This window comes from Gottfriedia solisilvae (genome assembly GCF_002128405.1).
Lineage (GTDB): Bacteria > Bacillota > Bacilli > Bacillales > Bacillaceae_G > Gottfriedia > Gottfriedia solisilvae.
The window spans coordinates 436,698-449,156 of record NZ_NETJ01000003.1; the positions used below are offsets into that span (position 1 = coordinate 436,698).

The 12,459-nt window shown below is 33.8% G+C and carries 14 protein-coding genes; 10 read left to right on the forward strand and 4 right to left on the reverse strand.

Annotated elements, in window-relative coordinates:
* The first annotated feature begins 57 nt into the window (after positions 1–57).
* The gene (locus tag CAB05_RS11410) at positions 58–909 is read left to right on the forward strand and encodes a YitT family protein (RefSeq protein ID WP_235821434.1); all 852 of its coding nucleotides are present in this window, start codon (positions 58–60) and stop codon (positions 907–909) included.
* Between the two features lie 210 nt (positions 910–1,119).
* Here the strand turns inward: CAB05_RS11410 and CAB05_RS11415 are convergent, their stop codons facing one another.
* Complete coding sequence (locus CAB05_RS11415; protein WP_087999961.1) at positions 1,120–1,251, reverse strand: DUF3941 domain-containing protein; 132 nt, start codon at positions 1,249–1,251, stop codon at positions 1,120–1,122.
* 127 nt (positions 1,252–1,378) lie between these two features.
* Between CAB05_RS11415 and CAB05_RS11420 the strand changes: the two genes are divergently transcribed.
* Positions 1,379–2,230 (forward strand): YitT family protein, encoded by an 852-nt coding sequence (locus tag CAB05_RS11420; RefSeq protein ID WP_268876398.1) that lies wholly within the window; start codon positions 1,379–1,381, stop codon positions 2,228–2,230.
* 442 nt (positions 2,231–2,672) lie between these two features.
* Positions 2,673–3,494 carry a BsuPI-related putative proteinase inhibitor gene (locus CAB05_RS11425; protein ID WP_087999962.1) on the forward strand — a complete coding sequence of 274 codons (822 nt, stop codon included), beginning with the start codon at positions 2,673–2,675 and terminating at the stop codon, positions 3,492–3,494.
* Positions 3,495–3,557: 63 nt separating this feature from the next.
* Here CAB05_RS11425 and CAB05_RS22300 read toward each other — a convergent pair whose 3' ends face one another.
* Together CAB05_RS22300 and CAB05_RS11430 are read right to left on the reverse strand one after the other, a co-directional pair.
* The gene (locus tag CAB05_RS22300) at positions 3,558–3,704 is read right to left on the reverse strand and encodes a hypothetical protein (protein WP_167374466.1); all 147 of its coding nucleotides are present in this window, start codon (positions 3,702–3,704) and stop codon (positions 3,558–3,560) included.
* A 202-nt stretch (positions 3,705–3,906) separates the two neighbouring features.
* Positions 3,907–4,725 carry a Cof-type HAD-IIB family hydrolase gene (locus CAB05_RS11430; protein ID WP_087999963.1) on the reverse strand — a complete coding sequence of 273 codons (819 nt, stop codon included), beginning with the start codon at positions 4,723–4,725 and terminating at the stop codon, positions 3,907–3,909.
* Between the two features lie 153 nt (positions 4,726–4,878).
* On the opposite strand from CAB05_RS11430, the gene CAB05_RS11435 reads away from it, so the two are divergent.
* Positions 4,879–5,058, forward strand: a complete 180-nt coding sequence (locus tag CAB05_RS11435) for a YjzC family protein (RefSeq protein ID WP_087999964.1) — start codon at positions 4,879–4,881, stop codon at positions 5,056–5,058.
* Between the two features lie 853 nt (positions 5,059–5,911).
* On the opposite strand, the gene CAB05_RS11440 is transcribed toward CAB05_RS11435, so the two are convergent.
* A complete protein-coding gene (locus tag CAB05_RS11440) occupies positions 5,912–6,100 on the reverse strand; it encodes a YjzD family protein (protein WP_087999965.1) in 189 nt (62 codons plus the stop codon).
* A 149-nt stretch (positions 6,101–6,249) separates the two neighbouring features.
* On the opposite strand from CAB05_RS11440, the gene CAB05_RS11445 reads away from it, so the two are divergent.
* The 6 genes from CAB05_RS11445 to CAB05_RS11470 all read left to right on the forward strand — a co-directional run bounded on the left by CAB05_RS11445 (position 6,250) and on the right by CAB05_RS11470 (position 12,426).
* Positions 6,250–6,975: an alpha/beta hydrolase gene (locus CAB05_RS11445; protein ID WP_087999966.1), complete on the forward strand. Its 726-nt coding sequence runs from the start codon at positions 6,250–6,252 to the stop codon at positions 6,973–6,975.
* Between the two features lie 48 nt (positions 6,976–7,023).
* On the forward strand, positions 7,024–7,827 hold the full coding sequence (locus tag CAB05_RS11450) for a hypothetical protein (RefSeq protein WP_087999967.1): 804 nt from the start codon (positions 7,024–7,026) through the stop codon (positions 7,825–7,827).
* A 522-nt stretch (positions 7,828–8,349) separates the two neighbouring features.
* Positions 8,350–9,285 carry a beta-ketoacyl-ACP synthase III gene (locus CAB05_RS11455; protein WP_087999968.1) on the forward strand — a complete coding sequence of 312 codons (936 nt, stop codon included), beginning with the start codon at positions 8,350–8,352 and terminating at the stop codon, positions 9,283–9,285.
* Positions 9,286–9,319: 34 nt separating this feature from the next.
* Positions 9,320–10,564 (forward strand): beta-ketoacyl-ACP synthase II, encoded by a 1,245-nt coding sequence (gene fabF, locus CAB05_RS11460; RefSeq protein ID WP_087999969.1) that lies wholly within the window; start codon positions 9,320–9,322, stop codon positions 10,562–10,564.
* Between the two features lie 157 nt (positions 10,565–10,721).
* Positions 10,722–11,453, forward strand: a complete 732-nt coding sequence (locus CAB05_RS11465) for a DUF2268 domain-containing putative Zn-dependent protease (RefSeq protein WP_158093251.1) — start codon at positions 10,722–10,724, stop codon at positions 11,451–11,453.
* Positions 11,454–11,673: 220 nt separating this feature from the next.
* A complete protein-coding gene (locus CAB05_RS11470; RefSeq protein WP_087999971.1) occupies positions 11,674–12,426 on the forward strand; it encodes a YjbA family protein in 753 nt (250 codons plus the stop codon).
* The last annotated feature ends 33 nt before the right edge of the window (positions 12,427–12,459 follow it).

Here is a 12,459-nt window from a genome sequence, read left to right on the forward strand (position 1 = left end):
CTATTTTTTTCTAACTTACAGGCATACTAAGGATATAAATGAATAGGAGGCTAGTAAGTGGAGGAGAAGAAAGAGTTATTAATTAAAATAATTGTTGTCACCTTAGGTGGTTTGTTAAATGCATTTGCGATGAATTGCTTCTTAATTCCTGTCAGTGTCTATTCAAGTGGTTTTTCTGGACTTGCGCAATTACTTTCGAATTTGACGTCAGATTATACATCGTTCCATTTGTCCACGGGTGTGTTATTAGCAATCTTAAATATTCCTGTTATTATCCTAGCCTGGAAAAAAATTGGTCCATCATTTACTTACTTTACAATCTTAAGTGTTGGAATAACGACTTTATTTTTAGAATTGATTCCAGTAACACCCTTATTTTCAAAGGATATATTGTTAAATTCTGTATTTGGTGGATTAATTGTGGCAATAGGGATTGGATATACTTTAAAATATGGTGCGTCAACGGGCGGTTTAGATATTATTGCATTAGTGCTGTCTAGATCAAAAGGAAAACCTGTAGGAACTTATTTTTTTCTTTTCAATGCAGTCATTATTTTAACAGCAGGTTATATTTACGGGATGGAAAAAGCACTTTATACATTGATTAATTTATATGTAACTTCAAGATTTATTGATGCAATACATACGAGTCATATTAAAGTAACTGCATTTATAGTGACGACAAAAGGTGACCAGCTAAGAAAAGAAATACATTCTAAATTAGTTCGTGGGATCACAGCGATTAATGCTAAAGGAGCTTTTACGAACCAAGATAAACAGATTTTGATGATGGTATTGTCTAGATATGAGTTGTATGATTTATCTAGAATTATCAAATCGGTTGATGAAAAAGCATTTACAAATGTCGTTCAAACAGTAGATGTATTTGGTGAATTTAGAAAAATGTAATGAAAAATGAAATGAGCTATTCACACTTCTAATGAATGGAAGTAAATGAATAGCTCATTTTTTGAATCTTATTAATAATAAGGCTTTTTAAAGTAACAAAACTTTTTGTTGTCTTTCATATAGAAATAAATATACTTAAACTATTGGCTTACAATATTGCTAAATTAAGCTATTAAATTTAACAAAAAAACATGTTATTTCTAAGGTAGATTAAAGATGATCGACGCTTTTTGAAAATGATTTTTTACCAGCTTTTGCATTTTTTCTTTCTAGTTCATTTTTCTTTGCTTGAACTGCATTGTTATCTTTAGCTTTTTTATCATTATCACTAGTATGAGGCATAGTTAAGCTCCTTTTTTATTGAATATAAATATATTTTTGCCCTTATTTTTGTAAATATGTATTCGTTCTTTTATTACTACTTTATATAGAAAAATGTAGTTTTTAATTTGGGGAGGTTTGTTGAGAGTTGGAAAGAAATAAAGAGCTTATCATTAAGCTAGTAGTGGTGGTTATTGGGGCATTTTTAAATGCATTTGCAATGAACTGTTTTTTAATCCCAGCCAATATTTACTCAAGTGGATTTGCGGGTTTAGCACAGTTACTTGCAAATATTATTACAGTCTTTACCCCGTTCACAGCAACAACAGGGATTTTATTAGCAATATTAAATATTCCAGTTATTATTTTAGCTTGGAAAAAAGTCGGTCGTTCTTTTACGTATTTTAGTTTTCTAAGTGTAGGAATCATGACATTTTTCTTAGAGGTTTTACCAGTTGATCCTATATTTTCTGATGATATTTTACTCAATGCCGTATTTGGAGGACTTATTGCTGCCGTTGGTATTGGGATGACTTTAAAATTTGGTGGTTCAACAGGTGGATTAGATATTATTGCTTTAGTGTTATCTAGATCAAAAGGAAAGCCAGTTGGAACATATTTCTTACTGTTTAATGCAATTATTGTCATTACAGCTGGCCAACTTTTTGGAATGGAGAAAGCTCTCTATACATTAATTAACTTATACGTAACAACTCGTGTAATCGATAGCGTTCATACTAGCCATGTTAAGCTAACTGCAATGATTATCACAACAAAAGGTGAAGAACTAAGCAAACAAATTCACTCTAAATTAATCCGTGGTATCACAAAAATGGATGCACGAGGTGCGTTCACTAACCAAGACAAAGACGTTCTAATGATTGTACTTTCACGATACGAACTATACGACCTAGAACGAATCATCAAAAAAGTAGACCCAAAAGCATTCACAAACGTAGTACAGACTGTAGACGTACTAGGTGAATTTAGAAAAATGTAAAAAGAAAAGTGGAGGCGACTGTTCAGCTCCGACAAGCATAAGGCAAAGAACAATGAAAGTTGCTTTTTAACTTTCAATGGGCTTTGACTTATGACTCGAGGAGCTAGGAGCCGGAACTAGACACCAAGAAAAGTGGAAGCGACTCGGTCTGCCCCGAAAAGCATAAAGCAAAGAACAATGAAAGTTGCTTTTTAACTTTCAATGGGCTTTGAATTATGACTCGAGGGGCAAGGAGCTGGAACTAGACACCAAGAAAAGTGGAAGCGACTGTTCAGCTCCGACAAGCATAAGACGAAGAACGATCAAGGTTGCTTTTCCAACTTTATTCTAATATTGAACTGACCAAAGGTAGGACTTCCCTACCTTTTTATTTATTTTTAAACCTATTTTTCAGTTTTTTGGTATAATTTAGGTCTAGGATATAAAAAAGGTGGAGATTATTTTGAAAAAGAGATATGTTCTCTTGTTTGCTTGTTCACTTCTACTTTCAGGTTGCGGAGCAAATAGCGAAAAAGAGATAAAGCCAACACCAAGTACTAAACAAACAATTGAACAAAATAATGAAATTGATTTGAAGAAAATTTCGACTAAATTAGAAGTGACGGAAGCTAATGGACTTGTAACAATGAAATATTCGCTGCGTAATTCAGATGATATTCCAGCAAACTTTACATTCCCTTCATCTCAAATAATTGACTTTACGATTAAAAATGATAAAGGTGAAGTGGTTTACCAATCATCCAAGGATATGTCATATGCACAGGCCTTAACAAATATCGAAGTGCCAAATGAATCTGCTAAAGTATGGGAAGAGCAAGTTAATTTCCCGGATAACAGTATTCCTTATGGTAATTATGAAGTTACAGCTAACTTTGTAGCAACTGCTGTAAATGATAAAAAGTTAAATGGTGAAATCACTGCGCTGACACAACCTCTTTCTTATCATAAGTTAACAACGATCAATGAAAATGGATCAAAAGTAGTTATTAGTGGAGAGAATGGTCACTATGAAATCAAGGGAACTTACTTATCAGAGCAAGATGAAATTTTCTACTCAGTAGAGGATGGTCATAATAATCTAATCGATGAAACAATTCTACCAGTAAAAATAAAAAGTGGATCAGTTAATTTATTAGATTTTAGCCTAGATATTCCAAAAGAGAGTTTACCGAATAATGGGGTTGTTACTCTTATTATTTATGAAAAAAATCAAGATGACCAAGTAACCAAATCAATTAATGTTGCGCTTCAACAATTTGAATAAAAATGTAAAAAAACAACCATAGGTTAGGACCTATGGTTGTTTTCTTTTTATGCTTGATTTGGCTTAAGCATTGTAGTTGTAGCTTTGACTATTAGCTTTTCGCTCTTCAGCCTCAGCTAAAGTAAAATGATAAGGGAACTTTTCAGAGTATTTTGTAACAGAATCAGAACTTTGTTGAATAAAGCGCTTAGACTTATTACTTTTGCCCATGATGATTCCCTCCCAGATAGGAAAGCTTAGTTGAAATCTTCATAGTAAAATCCAAATAGAATTGATATAAAATCAAAAAGTGGAAGTTACTCTTTTGAAGAAGTCCTTTATAGATTGTACAAATTTGAAGTTGTTATGACTGGTTAATATTCTCTTGTCTGTCATTTTTTCCATATGACTGATTTATTCGGCATATTAATGATTAATTTCTTTTTAATTGAAAGAAATCTTCCAAGAAGATTGCAATACCGTCTTCTTGATTAGAAAGAGTTGTATGCTTTGCAAGTTGCTTTAACGGTTCAATTGCATTATTCATCGCAACACCATGCCCTGCATATTCAATCATTTCTAAGTCGTTATCCTCATCACCGAAAGCAATAATATTTTTGCGAGGAATATTATAATAAGATGCGACTTTTTGTAAGCCAACTGCCTTATTCATTCCAGCTTTTACTACCTCAATAATATGATGAGGTGCCGCCCATCGTCTGTGATCTATTACTTCTGCATGCACGTCCGATAAATGCTCTCGAATACTTGAAACATGGGCTTCGTCACTATCAATTAGTAAGCAAGTAGGTGCGTGTTGTAGATTTGATAGTAAATCACCGTGAATGATTTCATCCTTTACATATTCGAACATTGGCATAATATGCTCCTCATGCATATCCGCATAAATATCATCTAAAACTTCAGCATAAAGATTTTTCAAAGCATATTCACGACATGAACTAATAACTTCCTTCGCAACTTCAAGTGGTAATGATTCATGATACACTCCCCACGAGTTATCTAATGGGTGATGAACATATGCACCATTAAAATTAACGATTGGAGTAGTAAGTTTTAGTTGATCATAATACATTTTGCTCGCTCGATAAGGTCTACCTGTGGAAATAACAATTTCATGGCCAGCAATTTTTAATTGTTCAATTGCTCTTAATGTTCTTTCGGAAATGATTTTTTCATCAGTAAGTAATGTACCGTCTAAGTCTAGTGCAATTAAATGTTTCGATTTCATCGTTATCTCCTTTTATCTTTTATTGTGGGCTAAGTGAATTAAAATATATATTTGGATAAGCATCCAATAATTACTAATACTACCATCTTTTTAAAAGAAAAATCTTTTATTTTAGAGGAACAATAATAATCATTATGGAAGGAGGAGATTAGAATGGGACAACCACATCAATTTCGCCCGGGAGAAAAAGCCCCTAATAATGGCGTATATATTGAAATTGGCGAGACAGGAAGCAACGTAACTCGACCAAAACAAATCAGATTACAAGCAGGAGAAGTATTCCCTGAAACCCAAAACCACAACCGAAAATGGTCATACAAACGTAAGCCATAAAGAAAAGTGGAGGCGACTGTTCAGCTCCGACAAGCATAAGACGAAGAACGATGAAGGTTGCTTTTTAACCTTCGTTGGTCTTTGGCTTATGACCTCGAGGAGCTAGGAGCCGGAACTAGACACAACGAAAAGTGGAAGCGTCTCGCTCTGCCCCGACAAGCATAAAGCGAAGAACAATGAAAGTTGCTTTTTAACTTTCAATGGGCTTTGACTTATGGCTCGAAGGGCAAGACACTGGAACTAGACACCAAGAAAAGTGGAAGCGACTGTTCAGCTCCGACAAGCATAAGACGAAGAACGATGAAGGTTGCTTTTTAACCTTCGTTGGTCTTTGGCTTATGACTCGAGGAGCTAGGAGCCGGAACTAGACACAACGAAAAGTGGAGGCGACTGTTCAGCTCCGACAAGCATAAGACGAAGAACGATCAAGGTTGCTATTTAACCTTCGTTGGTCTTTGGCTTATGACCTCAAGGAGTTAGGAGCCGGAACTAGACACAACGAAAAGTGGAGGCGACTGTTTAGCTCCGACAAGCATAAGACGAAGAACGATGAAGGTTGCTTTTTAACCTTCGTTGGGATTTGGCTTATGACCTCGAGGAGCTAGGAGCCGGAACTAGACACCAAGAAAAGTGGAGGCGTCTCGCTCCGCCTTACTAATTTGCTTAAAAGAAAATCAAATATAAAAAGAAAAAAAGCGCTATTCGAAAAATTCGAGGCGCTTTTTTTATGCGTTTACAAAAATTAAATTACAAACTACATTAGGATGTATTTTAAATTTCGTTCAATCGATATTCTTTCATATGTATACTGTCGAACATTTTTGGGTTCTCTTACATATGTTAAATATAGATTTTAGTGGTGTTTTGCTACAGGTTCATTTGGAATTACTGCTTCGCTTAAAATTGCAATAACTACAGTAAAGGCAATCGCCATTAATGAAGCACTAGTGAAATTGTATTCTCCACCAGTCATTGAACTTAAAACATAAGCTCCCATATGAGATAAAATAAAGCACCAGATAAATGCCATAATTACGCGCACTTATATCACTCCTATCTAGTTGGTTCTTATCATATTATATACCTAGAAATTTGATAATTGAAGTTTTTATTAAAAAAATTTAACTTTGAAATGTCACTTGACCATTTTATTATTCCCAAAATACTAAATTTGACAATAAGGTGATAAGAATGCCAGTAACAGAAAGGTATTTCAGACAAGAAAATCAATATGCGGTAATTCACTTACCGATCAGACCAAATGGATTTGGAGTTCTATATATTGGAGGAAATACTCATTATGTAGATGAGGAACAAAGCTGTTTACTTCAACATTTTGATAAAAGAAAACTTCTATCGGTTTTAACTGAAGAAGGTTATACAGTATTCACTTCGAATTTATATGGTAAAAATTGGGGCAGTGATGATGCAGTTGAACTAGCAGAGGTTTTATATCATTCGGTTATGAGAAAAGAAATTTTGAATCCATCAATTCATATTATTGGAGAAGGAACCGGAGCATTAGTTGTTTGTAAATTATTAGCGCATTTAAAAGAAAAGGTCAGAAGTATTTGTTTATTAAATCCTTCTTTAAATTTAAAAAATGAATTAGATCTAGAAAGAGAAAATAAACTTTTTTATAAGAGAACTGTACATGAAATATTGAAAGCTTATAAAACGACTGATATTTATTATGCGATTGGTCGAACTTGTTATTTTTATGAAACGATTTCTCCAATAAAAATTTATTCTTCTACAAGAAATCATTTTAAGTGGAAAAAAGATATTCGTCTTTTAGAAGAAGAAAGAAATAGAAATAATTTACCGATTTCTATTTTAATTTCCTTAGAAGAAAAAAAATATGAATGTGGAAAAAACTTAGTGAAATTCTTAAAAAAATATCAAACAGTTTTATAAATTATAGAGAAAACACTACTAATATCATCTTTAAGGAGGAGGGCTCGAGTGAAAAAATGTGCTGTGATTGGTTCAAGTGGATTTATTGGATATGAATTAGTTTGTCAGTTAATGGAGTATAACGATGTTACTGCTGTTGTCACGGAAAAAGGTAATGAAAGTGATGTGATTAGTGAAGAAAAAATTTTTTCTATCGGAAGAAACGCAAAAGTAATCTTTGTGGATGAAGAACAGTTTACAACAGAAGATGAGCAATACGATAATATTTTTGTTTGTCAATATTTCGATGAATTAAGGTTAAAAGGGTCAGTAGATTTGGCACAATTTGAATCAATATATAAAATGATTAGTTCAAAAAGTAAGGAACTTATATTTCTTACATCAACAACAAAAAAGCTTTCTTCAATTGAAAAAAAAGTAAGTGAGTTAAACAAAAATCCAGAAACGAAAGTAACTTTTATTGAGTTACCGGCATTGTATGGACCTTGGGAACCACCTACTGGATTGATTCACGAATTAATCGTTTCTGAATTAGGTAAGAAGAGAACAACCTTTCATAATGTTTATGGACCAAACGAAATCTTATATGTTGAAGATGTCGGCAAAGCAATCAGATTAATAGCGGAAAAAGAATTGAAAGAACAAAAATACACAATAACTGCAAAACAAAGTGTGTATTTACCTGAAGAAAGTGATTTTACTGGGATAACCCAGCTGATCAATGAAATAAAGGTTTCAAGAATGAAAAACACAATTGATTCAACTCCATATGTCATTATTCAAACAATGTCAATTGAGGATGGAGTAAAAAAACAAAAGCAACAAATACAACAATATTTTCATCTTTATTAATGTCTCTTTGTAAAAATGTTTCGTATATATTATTGCCATTTTAGAGTGCGTTAGTTGTTTATAACTCCAGGTTGCTCCCTTTCCGTGGGGGCGTGAGCTGAGTCTCCGCGGCAAGCCTGTGGGGTCTCAGCCTTCCCGAATTTCCACAGGAGTCGAGCACCTTCCATCGTACCAACTTTTGTCTTTAAAGTTCCAATCCAAAAAGCAACAATCTTTTTTAAAAGTAATAATTATAACTACTTCTCGAAGTTTGAAGAAAGATATTTCAAAAGGCCACTAATGACTAATAATTAGTGGTCTTTTTCTTGATTAATCTATTAGTATTTCAATTCGATTCTAATTTTCTTCCTTTTGGTATATCTGATAAGTTTTTAGGTCATATTCTTCTTTGTTTCCAATATTTTTAATGAGTGATTTACATATAAAAAGATAAAAATGTAGACAAAAAGCTTTTAATTTCATAAAATTAGTACCAGATAATAATAATAAGTTATAAAATATGAAAGTTAGGCGGGGATATTAATGAACGCTGGAATTTTAGGGATTGGCTCATACGTACCCGAAAAAATCTTATCAAATAGTGATTTAGAACAAATGATGGATACATCTGATGAATGGATTGTAAGTCGTACAGGAATTAAAGAACGCAGAATAGCAAGTGATGAACAAGATACTTCTCATTTAGCATATGAAGCAGCAGTAGAGGCTTTAAAAGATGCAAATGTTTTAGCTGAGGAGTTAGATTTGATATTAGTTGCTACTGTAACGCCAGATATGTCATTTCCTTCTGTAGCTTGTGTAATCCAAGAAAGACTTGGAGCAAAGAATGCAGCTGCGATGGACATTAGTGCTGCTTGTGCTGGCTTTATTTATGGCGTAGTTACAGCAACACAATTCGTGAATACTGGGACATATAAAAGAATACTTGTAATTGGTGCAGAAAAATTAACGAAAATTGTTAATTGGGAAGACCGTAATACTGCAGTATTATTTGGTGATGGAGCTGGTGCAGCAATTATTGGACCTGTTAGTGAAGGAAGAGGTATTCTTTCTTATGAACTAGGTGCAGATGGTACTGGTGGAAAACACTTATATAAAGGTGGAGACCATCTTGTGATGAATGGTCGTGAAGTATTTAAATTTGCAGTTCGTCAAATGGGCGATTCATGCGAAAATGTATTAAAATTAGCAGGTTTAACAAAAGAAGAAGTTGATTTCTTAATACCACATCAAGCGAATACGAGAATTATGGATGCTGCAAGAGAAAGATTACAACTACCAAAAGAAAAGATGAGTGTGATCATTGATCGTCATGGAAATACATCTTCTTCTTCTATTCCGATTGCTTTAGTTGAAGAATATAAAAAAGGTAATATTAAAGAAGATGACCTCCTAGTACTTGTAGGATTTGGTGGAGGTTTAACTTGGGGCGCAATTACACTTCGTTTTGGAAGATAAATAAGATCACCATGTTAGAAGGGAGTATATACACATGAAAAAAAGAGTCGTAATAACAGGTTTAGGTGCAGTGACGCCTATCGGAAATGATATTAATACTATGTGGGAAAGTCTGATGAACGGAAAAAGTGGGATCGGTGTATTAACACGTAAAGATCCTGATAACTTTCCAGTGAAAATTGCTGGAGAAGTAAAAGATTTTGACCCTGAAAAATATATTGATAAAAAAGAAGTAAAACGTATGGATCGTTTTACTCATTATGCAATTGCTGCATCTAAGATGGCATTAGAAGATGCAAATTTCACAATTACTGAAGAGAACGGGCCAAAAGTTGGTGTTTGGATTGGTTCTGGTATTGGTGGAATGGAGACTTACGAAGAGCAATTTAATACGTTTCAAACAAAAGGTGCAAGAAGAGTAAGTCCATTCTTTATTCCAATGTTGATTCCTGATATGGCTTCAGGTCAAGTTTCTATTATGACAGGAGCAAAGGGACCAAATGGTTGTACAGTAACTGCTTGTGCTTCTGGTGCAAGTTCAATTGGTGATGCTTTTAAATTTATCCAACGTGGTGATGCAGTTGCAATGATCACGGGTGGTGCAGAAGCGCCAATTACTGACATGGGTCTAGCTGGATTCTGTGCTGCTAGAGCATTATCATTAAATCCTGATCCAGAGACTGCATGTAGACCATTTGACAATGCACGTGATGGATTTATTATCGGTGAGGGTGCAGGTATTGTATTCCTAGAAGAGCTTGAGCATGCTTTAGCACGTGGTGCAAAGATATATGCTGAGATCGTTGGATACGGAACAACAGGAGATGCGCATCACATTACAGCTCCAGCTCCAGGTGGAGAAGGTGGAGCACGTGCAATGAGAATGGCACTTGAAGATGGTGGTTTATCAATTGAGGATATTCACTATATCAATGCACATGGAACTAGTACAGAACTAAATGATAAATTTGAAACAATGGCAATCAAAGAAGTATTTGGTGAGCATGCATACAATGTACCAATTAGTTCAACTAAATCAATGACAGGTCATATGTTAGGAGCTGCAGGTGGAATTGAAGCGATTATTACAGCTTTAACAATTCACAATAAAGTAATTGCTCCAACAATTAATCATCAAGAAACTGATAGCGATTGTGATTTAGATTATGTACCAAACGTTGCTAGACCATTTAATGTTAAGGCAGCTATTTCAAATTCATTAGGATTTGGTGGACATAATGTTACGCTAGCATTTAAAGAATATAACAAAGAATCTTAATAACATTTTGAAAGCCTAGGATGATTCCTAGGCTTTTTTATTTATACAAGTAACGGAGTCCAAGGTCTCATCATAATTTATAGTAAATTGAGGTGAGTGAGTTGGGATAATAGCGACATATAACTGGATGGATATTTTTGATAATCCGACTGCCATGATGAAAAAACTACTGCCGTATTTTCCTAGACATGACGAAGAGAGTTTGTATGAATATCTTCAAACACATGGGCTTGCTAAACTGACAAAGGATAGTAAGGAAGATATGAGACAATTGATTGAACAAAATATCTTCAAACGTTTAAGTATCGAATTTAATGTACTACGAAATGAATTGAATGGACCTGATATACCTATTGTTATTTTGCCTTGTCATGCCACGCGTGGGATCTTTCAGAAGGTGAGTTATCATAGAGGCGGAATTGCGTATAAAAATTGTATTTGTTTATTTTTATCTCCATTAGAAGGAATTTTGCAACACAAAGCAGTATTATTACATGAGTATCACCATATCGTCAGGTTGAAGAAACTTCATAAAAATAATAAAGTCACACTTTTGGATGCAATGATCCTAGAAGGACTAGCTGAAACAGCAGTTTTAGAGAAATACGGGCAAGAAGTACAGGCCCCATGGACAACATTGTATTCTTCTTCACAATGCGAAATTTATTTTAATAAATATTTAAAAGATAATCTAAAGATTACGAATCATGATGAACAATTCTCCAAATATTTGTATGGTGAAAATGGAATTCCAAAACTATTGGGTTACGGTGTCGGCTATGATATTGTTAAAAGCTGTTTAGAACAAACGGAATGGTCTTGTGAAAAATTAATACGAACTTCGAGTGAGAAAATTAAAGATAATGCACTAAATTATATTGCATTTTAACTGCAAGCGATTTCATATTATTTGTCATTTTTAAATATAGATAAGTAGACGTTTAATATCTATCATTTTGTGAATGAATCGCTTCAATTTTTCTAAAATAGAAGACTAAAAACATCCTGTTTGAAGAACACTTTTCGTAATTCAGTGGATAAATGGAATAATTTAGTGAATCACTGACCATACTGAAAGTTACATACAGTTGTGAAGTGAGGGGTAGTAAATGTTGTATTTACATGATGTATGGGTTAATTGGTTTGAAGGTGAAGAAAATGGTTACAATGTCTGTCACTTTTTCGAATGGAGAAAAGATGACAGTGTTGAATTATTAGACCAAGTTCCAATCATTAAAGTTACTCCAGAGTTATTTCAGTATATTGAAAATGATTTATTAGAGCTTCCATCCGGTCTATTAACAGAAGTATTTCAAAAGTCTTATGTAAGAAAAAATCATGAACGCATTCAGTTAGATTATTGCTTTGTTGTAACTGATGGTAATGGAATTATTGCAGTAGATACGATTGGGTACAATATTCCAATCAGAAAAAGTCGTTTAATTCCAAGGCAGGAACAAATGGTATATGATATGACTGCAGAGGTTGAAGGGAATAGTTATAATCTTCTAAGCTTCTTAAATGAGGAGCAAAAAGAGCATCATATACTTTCTCCTTCGCCAGTAATCATGAGCGGGTTAACTCGAAAAGAACGACAATTAAAGCAATTATTATTTATGGCTTTAGACCAGCTTCATTCGTCTAAAAATCCTTCAGAAATCAGATATTGGTATACAGAATGGAATCCAACTTCATATCAACATATTCAAGATTCTACATTTGAAGATATTTGGACTCAATTATATGAAGAGATAAAGAGCGGATGGTCTGATCGTCATGAACAACTTTGTGGCCGAATTGTTAAAGGCCAGCCATTTTTTGAAAAACTATGGGAAATGGAACATGAACAAAAAGTTAATTAAAAAAAAGCTGCTAGTATAGCAGCTTTTTTTATT